The sequence below is a fragment of the Bradyrhizobium tropiciagri genome, assembly GCF_018130505.1.
In the GTDB taxonomy this organism is placed as follows: domain Bacteria; phylum Pseudomonadota; class Alphaproteobacteria; order Rhizobiales; family Xanthobacteraceae; genus Bradyrhizobium; species Bradyrhizobium tropiciagri_B.
Map to the genome: position 1 here is coordinate 39696 of NZ_JAFCKH010000004.1, position 21376 is coordinate 61071.

General features: G+C 64.5%; 20 protein-coding genes. 14 read left to right on the plus strand and 6 right to left on the minus strand.

Translation table 11 applies throughout. The features are described from left to right. Positions 1-36: 36 nt before the first annotated feature. Positions 37-1362, minus strand: a complete 1326-nt coding sequence (locus tag JQ633_RS10860; RefSeq protein WP_211985016.1) for a TROVE domain-containing protein — start codon at positions 1360-1362, stop codon at positions 37-39. 1424 nt (positions 1363-2786) lie between these two features. Then, positions 2787-3719: a LysR family transcriptional regulator gene (locus JQ633_RS10865; protein ID WP_211985017.1), complete on the minus strand. Its 933-nt coding sequence runs from the start codon at positions 3717-3719 to the stop codon at positions 2787-2789. A gap of 104 nt (positions 3720-3823) precedes the next feature. Here JQ633_RS10865 and JQ633_RS10870 point away from each other — a divergent pair, with 104 nt between their 5' ends. Both JQ633_RS10870 and JQ633_RS10875 read left to right on the plus strand, forming a co-directional pair. Continuing rightward, a complete protein-coding gene (locus JQ633_RS10870; protein ID WP_211985018.1) occupies positions 3824-5050 on the plus strand; it encodes an MFS transporter in 1227 nt (408 codons plus the stop codon). Between the two features lie 63 nt (positions 5051-5113). Continuing rightward, positions 5114-5458 carry a Lin0512 family protein gene (locus tag JQ633_RS10875; RefSeq protein ID WP_211985019.1) on the plus strand — a complete coding sequence of 115 codons (345 nt, stop codon included), beginning with the start codon at positions 5114-5116 and terminating at the stop codon, positions 5456-5458. 101 nt (positions 5459-5559) lie between these two features. On the opposite strand, the gene JQ633_RS10880 is transcribed toward JQ633_RS10875, so the two are convergent. Then, positions 5560-6429, minus strand: a complete 870-nt coding sequence (locus tag JQ633_RS10880; protein ID WP_211985020.1) for an SDR family oxidoreductase — start codon at positions 6427-6429, stop codon at positions 5560-5562. Between the two features lie 72 nt (positions 6430-6501). On the opposite strand from JQ633_RS10880, the gene JQ633_RS10885 reads away from it, so the two are divergent. Both JQ633_RS10885 and JQ633_RS10890 read left to right on the plus strand, forming a co-directional pair. After that, positions 6502-7209, plus strand: a complete 708-nt coding sequence (locus JQ633_RS10885; protein ID WP_211985021.1) for a glutathione S-transferase family protein — start codon at positions 6502-6504, stop codon at positions 7207-7209. A 209-nt stretch (positions 7210-7418) separates the two neighbouring features. Continuing rightward, positions 7419-8750: a dicarboxylate/amino acid:cation symporter gene (locus JQ633_RS10890; RefSeq protein ID WP_211985022.1), complete on the plus strand. Its 1332-nt coding sequence runs from the start codon at positions 7419-7421 to the stop codon at positions 8748-8750. Between the two features lie 195 nt (positions 8751-8945). On the opposite strand, the gene JQ633_RS10895 is transcribed toward JQ633_RS10890, so the two are convergent. After that, the gene (locus JQ633_RS10895) at positions 8946-10493 is read right to left on the minus strand and encodes a winged helix-turn-helix domain-containing protein (protein ID WP_211985023.1); all 1548 of its coding nucleotides are present in this window, start codon (positions 10491-10493) and stop codon (positions 8946-8948) included. Positions 10494-10656: 163 nt separating this feature from the next. On the opposite strand from JQ633_RS10895, the gene JQ633_RS10900 reads away from it, so the two are divergent. The 4 genes from JQ633_RS10900 (at position 10657) to JQ633_RS10915 (ending at position 13836) form a co-directional block, all read left to right on the plus strand. After that, positions 10657-11697, plus strand: a complete 1041-nt coding sequence (locus tag JQ633_RS10900) for an alpha/beta fold hydrolase (RefSeq protein WP_211985024.1) — start codon at positions 10657-10659, stop codon at positions 11695-11697. A 19-nt stretch (positions 11698-11716) separates the two neighbouring features. Further along, the gene (locus JQ633_RS10905) at positions 11717-12226 is read left to right on the plus strand and encodes a cytochrome P460 family protein (protein WP_211985025.1); all 510 of its coding nucleotides are present in this window, start codon (positions 11717-11719) and stop codon (positions 12224-12226) included. Positions 12227-12521: 295 nt separating this feature from the next. Beyond that, positions 12522-12887, plus strand: a complete 366-nt coding sequence (locus JQ633_RS10910; protein ID WP_211985026.1) for an ArsC family reductase — start codon at positions 12522-12524, stop codon at positions 12885-12887. A gap of 649 nt (positions 12888-13536) precedes the next feature. Then, a complete protein-coding gene (locus JQ633_RS10915) occupies positions 13537-13836 on the plus strand; it encodes a hypothetical protein (protein WP_211985027.1) in 300 nt (99 codons plus the stop codon). A 501-nt stretch (positions 13837-14337) separates the two neighbouring features. On the opposite strand, the gene JQ633_RS10920 is transcribed toward JQ633_RS10915, so the two are convergent. Continuing rightward, positions 14338-14673, minus strand: coding sequence for a hypothetical protein (locus JQ633_RS10920; RefSeq protein WP_211985028.1), 336 nt, complete (start codon positions 14671-14673; stop codon positions 14338-14340). Positions 14674-14907: 234 nt separating this feature from the next. Continuing rightward, positions 14908-15522, minus strand: a complete 615-nt coding sequence (locus JQ633_RS10925) for a hypothetical protein (protein WP_211985029.1) — start codon at positions 15520-15522, stop codon at positions 14908-14910. A 340-nt stretch (positions 15523-15862) separates the two neighbouring features. Here JQ633_RS10925 and JQ633_RS10930 point away from each other — a divergent pair, with 340 nt between their 5' ends. The 6 genes from JQ633_RS10930 (at position 15863) to JQ633_RS10955 (ending at position 21310) form a co-directional block, all read left to right on the plus strand. Further along, entirely contained in the window at positions 15863-16618 is a 756-nt protein-coding gene (locus JQ633_RS10930; RefSeq protein ID WP_211985030.1) for an ABC transporter ATP-binding protein, read from the plus strand. Then, positions 16611-17354, plus strand: a complete 744-nt coding sequence (locus JQ633_RS10935) for an ABC transporter ATP-binding protein (protein ID WP_211985031.1) — start codon at positions 16611-16613, stop codon at positions 17352-17354. The genes JQ633_RS10930 and JQ633_RS10935 overlap by 8 nt, the downstream gene beginning before the upstream one ends. A 42-nt stretch (positions 17355-17396) precedes the next feature. Next, positions 17397-18617: an ABC transporter substrate-binding protein gene (locus tag JQ633_RS10940; protein WP_211985032.1), complete on the plus strand. Its 1221-nt coding sequence runs from the start codon at positions 17397-17399 to the stop codon at positions 18615-18617. Positions 18618-18683: 66 nt separating this feature from the next. Beyond that, positions 18684-19547, plus strand: coding sequence for a branched-chain amino acid ABC transporter permease (locus tag JQ633_RS10945; RefSeq protein ID WP_211985033.1), 864 nt, complete (start codon positions 18684-18686; stop codon positions 19545-19547). Position 19548: 1 nt separating this feature from the next. Beyond that, entirely contained in the window at positions 19549-20517 is a 969-nt protein-coding gene (locus JQ633_RS10950) for a branched-chain amino acid ABC transporter permease (RefSeq protein WP_211985034.1), read from the plus strand. A gap of 148 nt (positions 20518-20665) precedes the next feature. Next, complete coding sequence (locus tag JQ633_RS10955; protein WP_211985035.1) at positions 20666-21310, plus strand: DUF47 domain-containing protein; 645 nt, start codon at positions 20666-20668, stop codon at positions 21308-21310. Positions 21311-21376 lie beyond the last annotated feature (66 nt).

Consider the following 21376-nt stretch of genomic DNA (forward strand, 5'->3'; position numbering starts at 1 on the left):
ATGGCGCGTCCGGGCTCATTGTCGTTTGACGCCGAGTCACTGCAGCGTGTGTTCCGACGCCGCGATCCAGGCGATCACGGCCTCGGAGAAGCCGTCGACCCGCGTCCACGCGCCGTGCCCGACGCCGTGCTGGTAGGACGCCACGTTGACCATGTATCCGCGTCCCTTGGGAGCGGGCACCTGGTCGTGGCTCTGCTCGTCGGTGAAGGCGATCAGGCGATCGCCCTTGCGGTCGATCTCCGTCACCGCCTTGCCGAGATACGTCCCGCCATGCGGCTGCGAGCCGATGATCGCATCGCGCAACGCAAAGCCCTGGCGCGGCGGCAGCTTCACGAGCTCATTGCTGAACGTGAAGATCTCGACCTCGTCGCACACCTCACGGGCAAGGATCGCAAGCCCGCAGGCCGCCTCTGCCCGCGTCATCTCAGACTGCGCCGAAAGCGGCGTGAACATCGATCCCGACACGTCGATCAGCAGCCGCGTGCGGCCGTCAAGCCGCGCGTAGCCCTTGATCGACTTCAGCATCGCGGCCTCGAGCTCGGGCTCGAAGTCCGGCGCATAGCGCGCCGCCGTGATGAAGCGGTAGGGCAGGATGCGGTCCGTCCGCATCGCGTCGATCGCCTCGGCGATGGTCCGGCGCGGCACCTCCGCCTTCTGCATCAGCCGCAGATTGCGCAGCAATGCCAGCCCGCCGAGCTTGTTCTCGGCGATCAGGCGCTCGAAGGTCGCGCGCTTGTCCTTGCCGGACGACAGCGCGACCTCCCAGGTATCGGGCGAGGTCAGCTCGCCATCGACGAGCTGCTTCCACACCTTCTCCTGCGCGGCGTCCTTCGGCTTGGCGTGCACCAGGAAAAGCACGTCCCTGATGCGCACCGCACCGTCGCGATCGTACTTCGCGAGCTGGTAGGCGTCGAACTTGGTCAGCGCCCGGGCCAGGCCCTTCTTGATCTGCGCCGAGACCGGCTGACGCTTGCGCTGCTGCATCGGGCCGAGTGCATCGGCCCAGTAGATCGCCAGCAGCTCGGTCATCTCGTCCGGCCGCTGGATCACATGGGCCAGCGTGTCGGCGACCAGACCGCGATGGGTCGCGTGCCGCGCCATCTCGCGGACCACGAGCAGCGGCGCGTGCCGCAGCTTCATCGTCTCGCGCGCGGCGACGGCAAGCTCCGCCACGCGGGCCGGCTCGACCATCGGCACCAGCGCCTTGATGCGATCGGCGATCGCAACGCCGTTCTCGTAGAACTGGTCCTCCCACAGGAGGCAGCTCAACAGCGCGCGCCGCAGCTCCATCTCGGGCGTGAAGCGCCTGCCGCGTCCGCCCTCGCGGGTGAACGCGCGCATGATCTTGTTGATCGTGGCCATGATGGCCTCCTTTCTTGGTTGAGTATGGATTGGATAGTGGTGCCGGGGAACAGGCGAGGCTGGACCGCCCTTGCGGGCGTCGCATGCTCTGTCCACTGAGCTACGGACAAAGTTCATCCGGAGGGATTCGAACCCTCGACCTTGCGATCCACGAAGTAACAGCACTCTTCACCACCGGCCGCCGGCACGCCGTCCCGGCAAGCAAGAAGCGCTTGCGTGGACATCATGCCGGCGATTGAGAAACCACGACCCGGGAACGGGCGATTGCTGAGACCCCGATCGGCAGCAGCTTACCCTGCCGGCCGGGAAGCGCTCTATCCACTGAGCTACCGGCGCTCATGACACCGGGCGGGATTCGAACCCGCGACCTCTCGTTTCACAGACGATGCAACAGCGATCTTCACCACGGGCGTGGAGAGGGTCGGCGGGGAACGGCGATGCTGTCGTCGCTCCGAAGAGCACATTGAGCCACGGCATTGCTGCCGGCGGGACTTGAACCCGCACCTCCGAACCGCGACTGCGGCTCGGCGCTACTACCGAAGTAACAGACATCTTCACCACCGCCGCACCGATGCCTACGCATCGGTGAATGGGTACGCTGGGGAACTGGCGATATCGGTGTCAGTGACACAACACAGCGCCGCTCCTTGCGGAAGCGAAACTGCGCCGGGGCGCACGCGAACCCTTGCCAGGCCGCATCCCGGTGCGTGTGCCAAAGGCGGGATTCGAACCCGCTCTTTCCAGTGGCGCGAAGTATCCGACATCTTCACCACCAGCGTCGGTTGAGCCGCAGCGATGCGGCAAACCGTTTATGAAAACTTGCTTGCGGCGCTGTCGACGCGCCGCAGACTGCGAACTCCTTGGAGTTCACTCTGCCATCGGTGTCCGGCTCATCGCCTCGTTCCCTCCGGCAGGCCCCGCGCGCTTGGGCACGCGCGTTGCCGCGCGAGCCCCGGGATCCGGGTCTCCCGTTCCGGCTTGCGCCGGGCAGTTTTCGAATGAGCGGTGCTTCGGACAACAAAAAACCCTCCGAAGCGACTGGCTCGGGAGGGGTCCATGTAAGGCGGACTGTCGATCTCGGACTATGCGAGATCGCTCCCATGAGCCGGGCGCACGCTATCGATCGGCCGGAGGCCGTTCGACAGGCGGTGGAATTTTTCAAATCTGGTGTACATCACCGGGCTCATGGTTGATCGCGAACGATTACTACTCGCGAAGGCGGCGGGACATACGCCCTCTCGTTGTAGATGTCAACGGGGAAGAACGACACGATGTCGGAGAGTCGCAGCGAGTTCAAACCCGGTGCGCGTGCGTTGAGCTGCTGTCTTTGCACGGAGAGCGCGGGTGCAGCGGCATTCCGTGTGCCCTCTGTTTCGAGCGACGACACTTCGACGAGCAAAGCTCGTGTCGTGCGGCAAGGAGCTTCAGCGGATCCCGGCGCCAATCCTCGGTTTGCCACCACGCGCAGCAATCCGCGTCAGCGCATCGGCGAAGGCGCGCGCTGCCGGGCCGAGCGGTTCATCGAGCCGGTGAGCCAAATACGCTTCCATCGCAAGCTGCGCGTTGCGGCCGAGTGAGCCGGTCTCGACCCGCACGAGACGGCGTTCCTTCAAGTCGCGCGCCACCTGCCATTGCGGCAGCCGGCCCCAGCCGAGCCCGGCGAGGATCATGGCATGCTTGGTGTCCTGATTGCTGACCCGGCAGATCTGCGGCGAGAGCACGCCGAAGCTGCGGCCCTCCGACAGCGGCGTCGGATCCGACAGCACGATCTGCAGATGATCGGCGAGGTCGGCGACGGTCTTGCGGCCGCGGCGCGCCAGCGGATGGCCCGCGGCGGCGACCGCGATAATGTGCACCGCGCAGATCGCATCGAGCGCGAGGCGGGGATCGCGAAAGTCCTCGCCGACGGTGACCGCGAGCGCGCTGCGCCGCTCGGTCAGCGCTTCGATCGGCCCGCCCATCGGCTCGACCGCGAGCCGTACGCCGACCGACGGATAGGCCGCGCGCATCTCCGTGAGCGCCGCACCGACGGTGGCGATCGGAAACAGCGTATCGACGACCAGCGAAAGCTCCGGCTCCACCCCTTCGCCGAGGCCGCGGGCGCGCGCCCGCATGGCATCGACGCGAAGCAGGATGTCGCGCGCGTTGATCAAGAGCGCCTTGCCGTCCGCCGTCAGCTCCGGCCGGTGGCTGGAGCGATCGAACAGGGTCAGGCCGAGTTCGGCCTCCAGATTGGCGATGGCGTGGCTGACCGCCGACTGCACCCGCGACAGCCGGCCGGCTGCGGCGCGAAAGCTGCCGCTCTCGGCGATGGTGACGAAGATGCGGATTTGGTCGAGCGTGAGGTTGTCGAGCATGATCTATGAAATCGATCAATTGGATGCAAAACATATCACTGCTGTCGATGGCCGGGAAACGATATCTCCTGCTGTTCCGGCCGGTGTCGGGCAGGGGTGAACCTATGGCGATCGAAACGGCGGCCGTGATGCAGGGGAGCGACGCGAGGCGATGGGCAACCGTTGCCGTCGTGATCGGCTGCGGCGTCGCCGCCGCCGTGCAGGTCGGCAAGGTGCCGATTGCCGCGTCGATGTTGCAGGCCAGTCTCGGCATCGACCTCGCGGCGATCGGCAGCATCGTCGGCATCTTCGCGGTGTTGGGCCTGGTCGGCAGCATCCCGGCGGGAGTCGTGATCGCCGCGATCGGCGCGCGACGCGTGCTGCTGTGCGGGCTCGCCGCCATCGCGCTCGGCGCGGGCCTTGGCGCGATGGCGCCGTCGCTGGCGTTGCTGCTGGCGTCCCGCCTGCTGGAAGGGCTCGGCTTCCTGCTGACGATGATCGCAGCCCCGGCCTTGCTCGATCGCATCGTCGAGGTGAATGCGCGCGACGTCACGATGGCGGTGTGGAGCTGCGTGATGCCGTTCGGCATCGCGCTGGCGCTGCTGCTGGGCCCGCTGTTCGGCGGCTGGCGCGCGATCTGGTGGGCAAGCGCCGCCACTGCCGCCGTGCTGTTCGTGCTGGCTGTCGTCGTCGTGCCGGGTGCGGCATCGCGCACCGGTCCGGCGCGCGCTGGCCTGTTGCGCGAAGCCGCGGCGCTGGCGCGCCGGCGGACGCCTGCTCTGCTCACCGTGCTGTTTGCGCTCTACAGCCTGATGTTCTTCGCGCTGTTCAGCTTCCTGCCGATCCTGTTGACCCAGCGCCTCGGCGTGTCCGGCCAGAGCGCCGGCGCACTCAGCGCGGCGGCGGCGGCTGCGAACGTCATCGGCAATTTCGCCGCCGGCCAGTTGCTGGCGCGCGGCGCCAGCCGCATCGTGCTGATCGCGCTGGCCGCATTCGTGATGGGCGCATCCGCGCTCGGAATCTTCCTGCCGGTGCCGGGCGGATGGGGCGCGTTCTGGCTGTGCCTGCTGTTCTCCGCGGCGGGCGGGTTGATGCCGGCGACCCTGCTGGCGACAGCGCCTGCGGCGGCGCGTTCCGCGTCGATGGTCCCCGTGATGGTGGGGCTGCTGATGACGGGCAGCAATTTCGGCCAGGTCACAGGACCGATCGCGGTCGGTGCGGCGGTCTCGGCGTGGGGCTGGAGCGCCGGCTGCGTCATGGTCGTTGCCGCGGCGGTCCTCGCCGGCCTTGCCGTGTGGATGCTGGCGCGTGCCGATCACAACAGCGTGGGCGAGGGGCGCAAGGCGGCTTGACGCGGCGGGCGCGGGGGCCGAAGGAGTGATGGTCTCTCACGCCAACGACAACAGGAAGTCTTCATGACACGCGTGCGCTGTATCACCGAAATGGGCATGGGCGTCGACGTTCACGGCCGCGATGCCACCAAGGCCGCCAAGCGCGCGGTCTCGGATGCGATCCGGCATTCCAGCCTCGGCTTCTTCCGCATGCTCGGCAAGACCGCGAACGACATGTTCGTCGACGTCACCATCGCGGTGCCGAATCCGGACGAGGTCGATACTGCTGCGGTTGCCAAGGAGCTGCCGTACGGCACCAAGACGGTGAAGGCGATCGCGGGCGGGCTCGAGATCCCGTCCGATCAGGGCAATGATCCGATCCTGATCGCGAACGCCGCCGTCATCGTCAGTTTCGATGACGGCAAGTGAGCCGTAGGGTGGGCAAAGCGCAGCGTGCCCACCATTGCGAGCGTGCTGGCGATGGTGGGCACGTCGCTTCGCGCCTTTGCCCACCCTGCGACACAACGATGTCACTCGCTGCCGCGAAAATACTCCGGCTTGCCGGTGGTCCAGGTCTCGCCCCAGTGCTGGCCGCCGCCGTCGACCGTCAGCGTTTCACCGGTGACGAACTTGCCGGAGGGAGCTGCGAGATAGACGGCCGCTTCCGCAATGTCCCAGGGCGAGCCCGGGCGCATCATCGGATTGGAGCGCGGATAGGCGGCGCGCGCGGCTTCCGTGTAGACGTTCCAGCCCTCGGTCTCGATCGCGCCGGGCGCGATGCAGTTGATGCGGATGTTCAGCGGCGCCCATTCGACCGCGAGCGCGCGCGACAGGCTGATCACGCCGGAGCGCGCTGCGATGGTGTGCGCGATGCCGTAGAGGCCGTGGGTCGTGACCACGACGATGTTGACGATGCTGCCGGGATGCTTGCGGTCGCGCCAGCGCTGCGCCGCGGCCTGCATCATGTACCAGGTGCCGTTGAGGTTGGTGTTGATGACCGCGTTCCAGCCCTTGATCGAGAAGTCGATCGCCGCCTGCGGGAACTGGCCGCCGGCGCTGTTGACGAGGTGATCGACGCGGCCGTGCGCGGCCCACAGCGTATCGAACAGCGCGGACACGGCGTCGGGATCCCTGATGTCCGCGACCTCCGCGGAGGCCTTCAGGCCGCGATGACCGAGATGATCGACCAGCGCATCGAGCTTGTCGGCATTGCGGCCGACCACTACCACATGGGCACCGAGCCGCGCGAACAGCCAGGCGATGGCGCGGCCGATGCCGCCGGCGCCGCCGGACACGACCACCACCTGAGCCGCCAGCGCATCGACCGCGAACACGGTCGGCTGTGTCGCAAGTTCGTCATCGGAGAGACCAAGCCGTTCCGGCTTCGTTTGATCGTTCATGGTCAGCCCTTGCGGGTTGCAGCTGGGTCCGTAGATTAGCCGTCCAATAACAACCAGGCAAAGACAGCGCACATGACCGATCTCTCAGCTTTTCCGATCACAAAACGCTGGCCCGCCCAGCATCCGGACCGCCTGCAGCTCTATTCGCTGCCGACCCCGAACGGGGTGAAGGTCTCGATCATGCTCGAGGAGATCGGGCTGCCCTACGAGGTGCATCTGGTCGACTTCGGCAAGGACGACCAGAAGTCGCCGGAGTTCCTGTCGCTGAACCCGAACGGCAAGATTCCGGCGATGATCGATCCCAATGGCCCGGGCGGCAAGCCGCTGCCGTTGTTCGAGTCGGGCGCGATGCTGCAATATCTCGCCGAGAAGACCGGCAAGCTGCTGCCGGAAGATCCGGCGCGCCGCTACCAGGCCATTCAGTGGGTGCATTTCCAGATGGGCGGCATCGGTCCGATGTTCGGCCAGGTCGGCTTCTTCCACAAATTCGCCGGCAAGGACTATGAGGACAAGCGGCCGCTGCAGCGCTACGTCGCCGAATCCGCGCGCCTGCTCGGTGTCATGGATGCCCATCTGGCGGGACGGCAGTGGTTCATGGACGATGAGTACACGATTGCCGACATCTCGATGCTCGGCTGGGTGCGCAACCTGATCGGCTTCTACGGCGCGCGCGAGCTCGTCGAGTTTGACGCGTTCAAGAATGTCGCCGCCTGGCTCGAGCGCGGCCTCAAGCGGCCTGCCGTCGAGCGCGGCTTGAACATTCCTAAGCGGCCCGCTTGAGCAACTCGTAGACGATCGGATTGTCGGCGCAGGCACTGGGGCCGCATTCGAGCAGGTGGAGCCACGTTCAGGGCTTGGCCTGCGTGTCGATCATGGCAGGCACGAAGCGGCGAACGAAAATGTGCATTGTCGCTTGCGCGGTGCCCCGCCAAGGTGGCAACACCTGCCGAGTTAAGTCCAGACGTTAGTTTTCAGCCCCGGGGCACCCCATGACCACCGACGCGATCAAGCCCGTTGCCCATCCCCATCATCAGCCCTGGTACAAGATCCTGTACGTCCAGGTGCTGATCGCGATCGTGGCGGGTGTCCTGATCGGATATTTCTATCCAAACCTCGGCAAGTCGCTGAAGCCGCTCGGCGACGGCTTCATCGCGCTGATCAAGATGATGATCGCGCCGGTGATCTTCTGCACCGTGGTGCACGGCATCTCCTCGATGGGCGACCTCAAGCGCGTCGGCCGCGTCGGGCTGAAGTCGCTGATCTATTTCGAGACGGTCTCGACGGTGGCGCTCGCGGTCGGCCTTCTGGTCGGCGAGGTGCTGCAGCCGGGCCACGGCTTCAACATCGATGCGTCCACGATCGATCCGAAGTCGGTCTCGACCTACGTGACGCAGGCCAAGGAGCAGGGCATCGTCGCGCATCTGATGGCGATCATCCCGGACAGCTATTTCGGCGCAGTGGCGCGCGGCGACCTGCTGCAGGTGCTGCTGATCTCGATCCTCTCCGGCTTCGCCATCGCCCTGATGGGCAAACCCGGCGAGCCGATCGCGGCGGCGATCGACAAGGCCGCGAAGATGTTCTTCGGCATCATCCGCATCATCGTCCGCGTCGCGCCGATCGGCGCGTTCGGCGCCATGGCCTTCACCGTCGGCGCCTACGGCCTCGGCTCGCTGGTCAATCTGGCCGCGCTGATCGGCACCTTCTATCTCACCAGCATCCTGTTCGTGCTGATCGTGCTCGGCGCGATCGCGCGGTTGGCGGGCTTCTCGATCATCCGCTTCATCGCCTACATCAAGGACGAGCTCCTGATCGTGCTCGGCACCTCGTCGTCGGAGACGGTGCTGCCGCAGATGATCCAGAAGATGGAGCATCTCGGCGCCTCGCGCTCGGTGGTCGGCCTCGTGATCCCGACCGGCTACAGCTTCAATCTCGACGGCACCAACATCTACATGACGCTGGCGACGCTGTTCTTGGCGCAGGCCACCAACACGCATCTGACGATCTGGCAGGAGCTCGGCATTCTCGGTATCGCCATGATCACCTCGAAGGGCGCCTCCGGCGTCACCGGTGCCGGCTTCATCACGCTGGCGGCGACGCTGTCGATCGTGCCTGACATTCCGATCCAGTCGATCGCGATCCTGGTCGGCATCGACAAGTTCATGAGCGAATGCCGCGCGTTGACCAACCTGATCGGCAACGGTGTCGCCTGCGTCGTCATCAGCCTCTCGGAGGGCGAGCTCGACAAGGACGCGCTGCACGAGACCATGGCGCATCCGCTCGAGCTCGGCGAGGCGCTGGAGCCGGGCGCCAGCAGCAGCTAGGGCAGGGCGTACCGCCAAAACATGGAAAACAACCCCATGCAAAGTAGCCGGCGGCGACCGGCGCTCGAAACGGCCGCTTGACACGTCGGGCAACTCAGCGGCATAATTCCAGTATTCCGAAATTGTGCAGGCGCCGATGCCGCCACCGCCCGGTGCTGCCACTCAGCGCTACAACTCCGTATGCCCGTAGTGCCGTCAGTCCGGTACGCCGGCCGCCTTCAGCGTCTCGACATAGGTCTTCGACATCGATTCCAGCGGAAACGGAATCCGTGACAGGAAGCCGGAGATCGTGAACTCCGGGTCCACCTTGAGCAGTTCGCGCGCCGTCTGGGTCGCGCGCTCGACATCGCCGGTCTTCACCAGCGCAACAATCAGGACGCGCAGCGCCACGGCGAAGCGGCGGTTCTGCGCCAGCGCCTTGTCCGCCCAGGTCACGGCCTCGGCAAAATTCTCATCGAGCACCGCGCAGATCGCGAGCGCCGCCGCGGCGAACCAGCCACGCGGGTCGCGCGGGTTGAGCCGCTGCGCGCGCTCGATCATGGCGCGGCCGGCTTTCTGGTTGCCGCGCATCGCCTCGATCCAGCCGCCGAGCGTCAATGCCATCGCCGAGTTCGGGTTGATCGCGAGCGAGCGCTCGAACAATTCGCGCGCCGGCTCGATCTCGTCGGCCATGTTCCAGATCGCGAACGCCGCCATCCACAGCACCTGCGGATCGCCGGGCGCGAGCTCGACCGCGCGCCAGGCCTGCGCCACGGCGCGCTCGCGATAGGCGTCGTTCGGCTTGAGCCAGCCCTGGACATGGCGCATCGCATGGCAATAGGCCGATGCCGCGAGCGCCGGGGCATAGGCTGGGTCGAGCGCAAGCGCCCGGTCGAGGCAATCGAGCGCGGCGGTCATGCTCTCGGGCGTGAATTCGTAGCGCAGGCTGTAGGCGCGCAGCAGCAGGTCGTAGGCATCGAGCTTGCCGGGCGGCGTCGTCCGCCGCCGCTCGGCCTCCGCGACCAGCAGCGTCGGCTCGATCGCGCCGACCACGCTTTCGGTGATGCGGTCCTGCAGGTCGAACACGTCGTCGGCCGCGCCGTCGAACCGGTCGGCCCACAGATGAGCGCCGGAGGCCGCGTCGATCAGCTGCCCGGTGATGCGCAGGCGGTCGCCGCCGCGACGGACGCTGCCTTCGAGCACATAGAAGACGCCGAGCTCGCGGCCGACCTGGCGGATGTCGACCGCCTTGCCCTTGTAGGTGAAGGCCGAGTTGCGCGCGATCACCGTCAGCCGGCTGCAACGGGCGAGCGCAGTGGTGATGTCCTCGGCGATCCCGTCGGCGAAATAGTCCTGCTCGGGGTCGCCGCTCATATTGGTGAAGGGCAGCACCGCGATCGAAGGACCCTCGCTCGGCCGCGGAGCGGGCGTTGCCGGGGCCTGATCGGGTGCGGCGTCCTCCCTGACGTCGCCGACGAAGCGCAGCCCCTTGCGGGGCAGGGTGCGGATCAGACGCTGCTCCTCGCCATTGTCGCCGATCGCCGTCCGCGCCGCATTGACCCGGCTGCTCAGCGTCGCTTCCGAGACGATCCGCCCATGCCAGACCGCCTCCAGCACCTCGTCGCGGCTGACCACCCGCTCGCGCGAGCGGATCAGGAACTCGATCAGGTCGAACACCTGCGGCTCGACCGCCACCAGGGCACCGCCGCGGCGCAGCTCCCGGCGCTCCGGATCGAGGGTGAAGTCGTTGAAATAGTAGGGCAAATCTGAAAGTCCGGCGGCGGCTCGCTTGGCAGGTGGCGGAACCTAGCACAGCCATGCGGAAGCAAAAATCACGACGCTCTGAAGGCCAAATCCACGTCCTCTGAAAGCGGACCGGGGCCGGCTCTGGCATAAGCGGCAAGACACGAGACGTAAGGAGATCGCCATGTCCCAATCCATCAATCAGCAACGCCGTCGTTTCCTCGGCATCGCCGGCGGCATTCTCGCCGCGGCCAAGTTCGGCGTCATCGGATCGGCGCAGGCGCAGTCCAAGTCGGCGCTGCCCGCGATCAAGGTGGGCGGGCACACGTCGATCGGCCCGGTCAAGCAGGTCAATGCCGGCGTGCTCGATGTCGGCTATGTCGAGATGGGGCCGGCCAGCGGTCCCGCGGTGATCCTGCTGCACGGCTGGCCGTACGATATCCACAGCTATGCCGACGTCGCGCCTGTCTTGGCCGAGGCCGGCTACCGCGTGATTGTGCCGCATCTGCGCGGCTATGGCACCACGCGCTTCCTCTCCGCCGATACGATGCGCAGCGGCCAGCCGGTCGCGGTCTCCGCCGACATCATCGCGCTGATGGATGCGCTGAAGATCGAGAAGGCCGTGCTCGGTGGCTACGACTGGGGTGCGCGCACCGCCAACATCATGGCCGTGCTGTGGCCCGAGCGCTGCAAGGCGATGGTCTCGGTGAGCGGTTACCTGATCGGCAGCCAGGCCGCCGGCAAGATGCCGCTGCCGCCGAAGGCCGAGCTGCAATGGTGGTACCAGTTCTATTTCGCGACCGAGCGCGGCCGCGAGGGCTATGCCAAGAACCGGCACGATTTCGCGAAGCTGATCTGGCAGCTCGCCTCGCCGCAGTGGAAGTTCGACGACGCCACCTATGACCGCAGCGCGGCTGCCTTCGAGAACCCCGACCACGTCGACATCGTGATCCACAATTACCGCTGGCGGCTCGGGCTTGCCGAGGGCGAAGCCAAGTACGATGCGTTCGAGAAGACGCTGGCGCAGACACCCGTGATTGCGATCCCGACCATCACGATGGAGGGCGACGCCAACGGCGCGCCGCATCCGGAGCCGGCGGCCTATGCCAGGAAGTTCTCCGGGCATTACGAGCATCGCCAACTGCCCGGCGCCATCGGCCACAATCTGCCGCAGGAAGCGCCGCAGGAGTTCACCCAGGCGATCATCGACGTCAGCAAGGTTTGAGCGGCTCGGACAGCAGATCATGAAACAGGGTTTGAAATGGGCAGCTGCCGCAATCGCGGCAGCCTGCATCAGCGCCGCATTGCCGTTTGCCATCGGGCATGCCGATGACGCGGCGTTGGCATCGCCGATCTTCGGCGTGAAAATCCCCGCCGGCTATCGCGACTGGAAGCTGATCGCGGTCGGCGAAGAGACCGGGCTCGATGAGCTGCGCGGTGTGCTCGGCAACGGCACCGCCGTGAAGGCCTATCAGGACAGTAAGACCCCGTTCCCCGACGGCACGGTGCTGGTCAAGCTGGCCTGGAAGCGCAAGCCGGTTGACGGCCTCAACGGTGCCTTCATCACGGGGCCGGCGACCACCGTCCAGGTCATGGTCAAGGATTCCGTCAAATACGCCGCGACCGGCGGCTGGGGTTTTGGCCGCTTCATCGACGGAAAGCCGGTCGACGCCGCCCAGCACGAGACCTGCTTCGCCTGCCATGAGGCGCATGCCAAGGATCAGGACTTCGTCTTCACGCATTACGCGCGGTGAGAGCTCGTCAATCTGTTGCGACGACGGGACTAACAGGGGGGAGTACGAGATCCACCCACGTCGTCGTCCCGGCGTTCGCCGGGACCCATAACCACCGAAGGTTATTGTTGCGCAACGCTGTGGCCAAAGCTCGCTTCAACAACCGGGCCCTGTGGTTATGGGTCCCGGCTTTCGCCGGGACGACGCGTGGAGAGATGTGCCGCCAATATCGATGTGGAGACCGGCCGCGTCCGATCTGGCGCGGCGATTGCGGCGGGGCTAGTTTCCTCGCCGCAATCGCATGCGGGGAACGGCAGTGACCATCACCATCTACGGCATCAAGAACTGCGACACCATGAAGAAGGCGCGGGCCTGGCTCGACGATCACGGCGTCGCCTACGACTTCCACGATTACAAGACGGCCGGCATCGGCAAGGACAAGCTCAAGCAGTGGAGCGAGGAGGTCGGCTGGGAAACGCTGCTCAACCGCGCCGGCACCACCTTCAAGAAGCTGCCCGATGCCGACAAGGAAGGTCTCAACGAGCGCAAGGCGCTTGCGCTGATGGAAGCGCAGCCGTCGATGATCAAGCGTCCGGTGCTCGACCTTGGCCCGAAGCGCGTGGTCGGTTTCAAGCCGGATATCTACGCCAAGGAAGTCCCGGCGAAGGCGCGCAAGAAGTAGACACCACGAGACAAGCGCGGAGCAAAATCGACCCGTTGCGGACAAAGGTTGGGGGAGGACGGTCGAGGGCGGCTACCGGGCGTTAGATTCGACCCAGTGGGGTGCGTACTCATAAATCCGAGATGTCAGCTTTCGAGGGCTAAGCCGCCACGCGACCCCGTGCCCATGGATGTCGCTTGTGACCCGGAGCAGACATCGGCTAAAATTGCGCCTATGCGACCACAAACCCTTAAGGTTGCGTTGCCATTGTGGCGTTGCGCAATCGAACCCTGACACTACGGTGCAGCCCATGTACCTCAGACCCGGCAATCTCGTTCGGCACAAGAGCGGCGGCCCAATCATGATGATCGACGATCCAGTGTCGATGGAGGGAATGTGGGGGAGCAATAATGATCCCCAGCACCAATGCACCTGGGTTGAGTGTGGAGTAAGGAAGTTTGGCACATTTCGAGCCACGCAATTGAAGTGTGTTTATGCGAATGGAACGCCGCGCGACTATCACGAAGGGCTAGTCTAGTTTCCAAGACTCTCGCTTTTGGCCTTGGGCAAGCGGGCCGCCTTGGTCGGCTTCTGATCCAACCGCGACAATTTTGATCTTCCAGGCGCGTTGGTTGCGATCAACATTGGCGACTCGACGGGACGAGACAAGATGACGGAAAACGAAAAGACGCTGTTGGTTGCTCTTGCCAATATGGTCGATCAATACCTCGACAGCTACAGAGGATCTGTTGATCCACAGGCAGTGTCTGCCGCAGAACACGCGGTCAGGGCTCTGGCAGATTTCGGCATGATGAAGGTTCTCAGCTCGCGAGAAGCCCAATGGACGGACGCAGGGAGCAAGCTCTTGGTAGAAGCTCGCAGCACAATACTAAAGGACATTGGCTTAGAGGACATTAGCTCTCAAACGAAACGGGCGGGCGTCATCACCTTGAAGCCGAGAGACGGTTAGCGCCAGATGCGGCGTCCGCTTGTGGCGCTTAGCGGACCTGGGCTCAGAGTGCCGATATGGCTGCTTTCGGGAGGCTAGCCGACCAGGGTCAAGCGGGCCGCGATGGTCGGCTTATGACCCATTGCGGACGTTGCAGCGGTTCTGCTCGATCAATCGCGGCGTTTACCCCATGGCGTCTGCGACGCTTTTGCAACTAGGCACTCGTGACCAGACAGAAGTCGGTGCTCGCACTCAACCATTTCATTCTGCGCGACAGGCCAATCTTCGTCGTCGAGCGGTTGATCGAGGACGCGATACACATTTTGTGTCACAGGCTCTGCCTGGACTGGACGCCATACATCGGTGCCCTCGTTTCGCAGCTTAACATAGATCACGGTCGGCATAGTCTCGGTTCTCCCTAGACCAATTGGTCCGCAGCCTTGTCGATATCAAACCAAATTCGACGTGTCGTCTATTGGCCGGCAACGGACTTGCATCAGGCCGCCACGAGTTCTGCGTTCGTTAGATACTCTGGCGGATAGCTGCGTAGCTTGCATCAGTCCAAAAGTACTCGTGAATGGCAACCACGTCACAACGATCTGCCCTGGCTGCGCTCATTGCTTCTACTGTAAAGTGAACCCCCGCGAGCAGGGTCGGCCCGCGTGATGCCGGTATTTTCCCTAACGCGTGAGATACCGCGCGTCCTGTGACGACGCCATCGGGAAACACGAGAACAAACGAGTACTTCGCCACATTAGGGTTTGCGGCATATTGCTTCGCAAGCTTGGGGCCGAGCGCTTTCTTCATCGAAGGCGCATCGGCCGGAACGTCGCGCAAGACAGCGGGTTTGAGGCTCATGACAATCCTGCTCGACGGCCACCACCGGAAGTAGCATTCGGGCGAATGGTAGCGATTTGGTTGGCAATTCGCGATCAGAAAGCGTCGGACGCATCACGGAAGCCCAAACATTGTGAATGTCCGGTAATGGCCCTTGGCGGACATTCACTTCGACATCTTCGATGTCTGCTTTTAAGGGCAATCCGGACCTTGCTATTGCCGTGCGTGCGTGTACCGGATCTATGAGTACATGCCCTAGATCAGCTCGATCGTGTCGGCCGTCGGCCGGTCCGCCGGCACGAACGCACGGTCGATCACCGCCAGCACGGTGACGACCGGCATCGCCTTCGGCGTCACGCCCATCAGATTGTGCAGCTGAAAACCGCCCTCGATGCTGATCGCCTTGTAGGAGCCGACGATCTGCTCGACCGCGGAGCCGCGGCCGAACGGCAGCAGCAGGCGTTCATAGGAGACGTCCTTGCCGTCGGCGTCCTGTACGGTCGAGACGGTGTAGGTCGGGCGCTTGCGTGCGAGGCACGCGCGATAGGATGCGATGAGACGGGCGTAGCGCTGCGGGCCGATCGCGTCATCGAGATAGCGGTTGGTGCGCAACTCCGGATCGACGTGCTCGTTGCCATAGGCGGTGGTCAGCCGCGCGCCTTGCTGGGTGATCAGGAAGCGGGCGTCTTCGCCGTCGCCGACCACGTCGTACTTCATCATGTCGGCACGCTCGTCGGCGCTGCCGTCAGTGTGGAAATCGGACAGCACGGGAAGGGCGTCCGGCGAACGCAGCGCGCGCAGCCAGGCGTTCAGCAGCACGCGCTGCTTGATCGATTTGACGACGGATGGATCGGCACTTTCAAACGGCAAGGCGATGGCACTCGTTCTGAAATTCGCCAAAGCTTCGGCCGGAGGGCGGAAATATTCTGTGAAAATACCGAATTGGAGCAAATCACCGTTAATGGCCGCTTTCGCAGGGGCAAAGTGCGGCCGAATGCCATTCGACTAAGGATGAACCGGAACCGGGTAGGGCTGATGCCGCGGTGCAGCGCTTTCTGCCTTGCGTAACTCCCGCAGATGACGGCATATTCCGGCCCGGAGGCGGCGGGGCTCGGGACGGTTTCCAAGACGTCACGGGCACTCCGTCGGACATGAAAAACAGGCCACGCGGGCGAGAGGCCTCGCGGCGATGGCGCACGGGGGATTCTATTTGGCCGATGACTTCATTCTTGAAACCAACGGATTGACCAAGGAATTCGCGGGTTTCTTCGCCGTTCGCGACGTCGCGCTGAAGGTGCGTCGCGGCAGTATCCATGCGTTGATCGGGCCGAACGGCGCCGGCAAGACGACCTGCTTCAACCTCCTGACCAAGTTCTTGAAACCCTCGGCGGGCCAGATCCGCTACAAGGGACAGGACATCACGGCGATGCCGCCGGCCGACGTAGCGCGGCTCGGACTGGTCCGGTCATTCCAGATCTCGGCGGTGTTTCCGCATCTGACCGCGCTGGAAAACGTCCGCGTGGCGCTGCAGCGCCAGCACGGCGCCTCCTTCGATTTCTGGCGCTCCAAGAGCGTGCTCGACCGCTTCAATCCGCGCGCCCATGAGCTGCTCAACGACGTGGGCCTGAGCGAATTCGCCAACACCCCGGCGGTCGAGATGCCGTATGGCCGCAAGCGCGCACTTGAGATTGCGACGACGCTGGCGCTCGACCCCGAGATGATGCTGCTCGACGAGCCGATGGCCGGCATGGGCCATGAGGACATCGACAAGATCGCGGCCCTGATCAAGCGGATCTCGGCCAAATACACCATCCTGATGGTCGAGCATAACCTCTCGGTGGTGGCCAACCTCTCCGACATCATCACCGTGCTGACGCGCGGGCAGGTGCTGGCGGAGGGCAATTACGCCGACCTCTCCAAGGACGAGCGCGTGAAGGAAGCCTATCTGGGAGCGGGTCATGGCTGAGGCGAAGCTGGCGGAAAAGCCCGTCGCGGCGACCGGCGCCGAGGTGCTGGCGGTCAAGGACCTGCAGGCCTGGTACGGCGAATCCCACATCCTGCACGGCATCAATTTCAACGTGAAGGCCGGTGAGGTCGTGACGCTGCTCGGCCGCAACGGTGCCGGCAAGACCACGACGCTGAAATCGGTGATGGGCATCATCGGCAAGCGCTCGGGCTCGATCCGTTTCAACAATGACGAGATCATCCGCGCGTCCTCCGACCGCATCGCGCGCAAGGGCATCGCGTTCTGCCCCGAGGAGCGCGGCATCTTCTCGAGCCTCGACGTGCGCGAGAACCTGATGCTGCCGCCGACGGTGCGGGCGGGCGGCCTGTCGCTCGACCAGATCTTCACGCTGTTTCCGAATCTGAAGGAGCGTCTCACCAGCCAGGGCACCAAGCTCTCCGGCGGCGAGCAGCAGATGCTGGCGATCGCGCGCATCCTGCGCACCGGCGCGCGCTTCCTGATGCTGGACGAGCCGACCGAAGGTCTGGCGCCGGTCATCATCCAGCAGATCGGCCATACCATCGCGCGGCTGAAGTCGGAGGGATTCACCATCCTTCTGGTCGAGCAGAATTTCCGCTTCGCCTCGACCGTCGCCGATCGTTACTACATCGTCGAGCACGGCAAGGTGATCGACGGCTTCGCCAATTCCGAGCTGTCGGCCAACATGGACAAGCTCCACACCTATCTCGGCGTTTGACATCGCCGGACCCAGAAAAATTTTGGACGAGGGAATACAGTAATGAAGACCACGATTTCAGCGCTGCTGCTCGGCACTGCATTGACGCTCGCTTCGGCGGGCCTCGCATCGGCCCAGGACAAGACGGTCAAGATCGGCTCGCTGTCGGATCAGTCCGGCCTCTATGCCGATCTCGCCGGCCCCGGCTCGACGCTCGCCGCGCAGATGGCGGTCGAGGACTCCAAGCTGAAGGACAAGGGCTGGAAGATCGACATCATCTCCGGCGACCACCAGAACAAGCCCGACATCGGCACCACGATCGCCCGGCAGTGGTTCGACGTCGACAAGGTCGACGTCGTCGTCGACGTGCCGAATTCCGGCGTCGCGCTCGCGGTCAACAACGTCGTCAAGGAAAAGAACGGCGTCTACATCAACTCGGGCGCCGCGACCTCGGACCTGACCAACGCGCAGTGCTCGCCGAACACGGTGCACTGGACCTACGACACCTACATGCTCGCCCACGCCACCGGCCAGGCGCTGGTGAAGGCGGGCGGGGACACCTGGTTCTTCCTGACCGCGGACTATGCGTTCGGCGCCGCGCTCGAGCGCGACACCACCGCGGTCGTCAAGGAGAACGGCGGCAAGGTGCTCGGCGGGGTCAAGCATCCGCTCAACACCGCCGACTTCTCCTCCTTCCTGCTGCAGGCGCAGGCCTCCAAGGCCAAGATCATCGGCCTTGCCAATGCCGGCGGCGACACCACCAACTCGATCAAGCAGGCGGCCGAGTTCGGCATCGGCAAGGGCGGCCAGAAGCTCGCCGGGCTGCTGCTGTTCCTCACCGACGTCAAGGCGATCGGCCTCGAGACCGCGCAGGGCCTCAACTTCACCGAGACGTTCTACTGGGATCTGAACGACCAGACCCGGGCGTTCTCCAAGCGCTTCTCGGAGCGGATGAAGAACAACGCGCCGCCGACCATGGTGCAGGCCGGCGTCTATGCCGGCCTGATGCATTACTTCAAGGCGCTGGAGGCGCTCGGCGGCAATCCGCATGACGGCGCCAAGATCGTCGCCAAGATGAAGGAGATCCCGGCCGACGATCCGCTGTTCGGCAAGGGCGTCGTCGAGGCCAACGGCCGCGTCACTCACAACGCCTATCTGTTCGAGGTGAAGAAGCCGTCGGAGTCGAAGGGTCCGTGGGACCTCTACAAGCTGGTCGGCACGGTGCCGGGCGACCAGGCCTTTACACCGCTGTCCCAGAGCACCTGCGCACTTCTGAAGAAGTAACGGTCATGGCCCGCTGGTCAGGGGGATGACCGGCGGGCTTCATCTATCCTAGCGAAAGCGCATTCGATGCAGGCTCTCTACGCACAGCTTCTGGTGGGACTGATCAACGGCTCGTTCTACGCGCTGCTCAGTCTGGGGCTCGCCGTCATCTTCGGCATGCTCAACATCATCAATTTCGCGCATGGCGCGCTCTACATGATGGGCGCCTTCGTGGCGTACTTCCTGCTCAACCTTGCCGGCCTGAACTACTGGTGGGCGCTGCTCGTCGCGCCGGTCGTGGTCGGCATCTTCGGCATGATCCTCGAGCGCACCATGCTGCAATGGCTGACCGGGCTCGACCATCTCTACGGATTGCTGCTGACCTTCGGCATCGCGCTGATCGTGCAGGGCGTGTTCCAGAACTATTTCGGCTCCTCCGGCCTGCCTTACGCCATTCCGGATCAGCTCAAGGGCGGCGTCAATCTCGGCTTCATGTTCCTGCCGATCTATCGCGGCTGGGTCGTCGTGTTCTCGCTCGTGGTGTGCCTTGCCACCTGGTACCTGATCGAGAAGACCCAGCTCGGCGCTTACTTGCGCGCCGCGACCGAAAACCCGACGCTGGTGCGCGCCTTCGGCATCAACGTGCCGCGCATGATCACGCTGACCTACGGGCTCGGCGTCGGTCTCGCCGCGCTGGCCGGCGTGCTGTCGGCGCCGATCAACCAGGTCCGGCCCCTGATGGGCGCCGATCTCATCATCGTGGTGTTCGCGGTGGTCGTGATCGGCGGCATGGGTTCGATCATGGGTTCGATCATCACCGGCTTCGCGCTCGGCGTGATCGAGGGACTGACCAAGTATTTTTATCCCGAGGCCTCCAACACCGTCGTGTTCGTGCTGATGGTGCTGGTGCTGCTGGTGAAGCCAACGGGTTTGACGGGACGGGCGGCCTGATATGTCAGCATTGACCGACGATACACTTCCGGTAACCCCGCGCGCGATGCGCGACGAGATGATCGTGTTCGCAGCGATGGCGGTGCTGCTGGCGATCGTGCCGTTCACGGGGATCTATCCGTTCTTCGTGATGCAGGCGCTGTGCTTCGCGCTGCTCGCCTGCGCCTTCAACCTGTTGATCGGCTATGGCGGCCTGCTGTCGTTCGGCCATGCCATGTTCCTCGGCACCGCCGGCTACGTCTCGGCGCATGCGCTGAAGGTGTGGGCGTTCCCGCCCGAGCTCGGCATCCTGGTCGGCACCGCGGCGGCGGCCTTGCTTGGCCTCATCACCGGCTACATCTCGATCAAGCGGCAGGGCATCTACTTCTCGATGATCACGCTGGCGCTGTCGCAGCTGCTCTACTTCCTCTACCTGCAGGCGCCGTTCACCCACGGTGAGGACGGCATCCAGGGCATCCCGCAGGGCCATCTGCTCGGCATCTTCGATCTCTCCAAGCCGCTGGTGCTGTACTACGTGGTGCTGGTCGGCTTCCTCGCCGGCTTCCTGCTGATCTACCGGACCATCAATTCGCCGTTCGGCGAGGTGCTCAAATCGATCCGCGAGAACGAGCCGCGCGCGATCTCGCTCGGCTACAAGACCGACCAGTACAAGCTGGTCGCCTTCATCCTGTCGGGCACGCTGGCGGGCTTCGCCGGCTCGCTGAAGGTGTTCGTGGCGCAGAACGCCTCGCTCACCGACGTGCACTGGTCGATGTCGGGTGAAATCGTGCTGATGACGCTGGTCGGCGGCCTCGGCACCATCTTCGGGCCGGTGGTCGGCGCCTTCGTGATCATCGCCATGCAGCAATATCTCGCCGGCTTCGGCCAGTGGGTGACGGTGATCCAGGGCGTGATCTTCGTCTCCTGCGTGCTGCTGTTCCGGCGCGGCCTGGTCGGCGAGCTCGCCCACTTCCTGCGCCGCTCGCTGTAGGGCAGGGACCAGCGATTTTCCGCTGACATAGCAGTGGACGGCCGCTCGTTCGGGTGGCCGTCGGCAGTGGCTTTTCCTGCGCAATGTGGTTTATGACAGTTTTGTGACGGTCCCGAGTGGACTTGTCCCGGAACGATGGAATGGACCCATGTTGCGCTGGTTTCGCGCCTTCCTGCCCAAGGAAGAGCGGTTTTTCGACCTGTTCGACCGGCACGCCCGGACCTCCGTGCAATGCGCGCAGGCGCTGCAGGGCATGCTGAAGGGCGGCGAGGAGACCCTGGTCTTCTGCCAGCGCGTCAACCAGTTCGAGAACGATGCCGATGGCATCACCCGCGAGGTGCTGACGGCGATCCGCCGCACCTTCATCACGCCGTTCGACCGCGGCGACATCAAGAACCTGATCGCCTCGATGGACGACGCGGTCGATCAGATGCAGCAGACGGCCAAGGCCGTCGTGCTGTTCGAGGTGCGCGCGTTCGAGCCGCCGATGCGCGAGATCGGCAGCCTGATCATCGAATGCGCCAATCTGGTCGGCCGCGCGCTGCCGCTGCTGCAGTCGATCGGCCCCAACGTCGCGATGCTGACCCAGATCACCGAAGAGCTGACCAAGCTCGAGGGCCGGGTCGACGATCTCCACGACATCGGCCTGAAGGAATTGTTCCTCAAGCACCGCGATGCCAACACCATGGACTTCATCGTCGGCGCCGAGATCTACGATCACCTCGAGAAGGTGGCGGACCGTTTCGACGACGTCGCCAACGAGATCAATTCCATCGTCATCGAGCAAGTATGAGCATCATCCGGAAAAGTGCGCGGCGGCTTTCCGCCAAGATCATGCTCAAGAAGCACAACAGGTAGG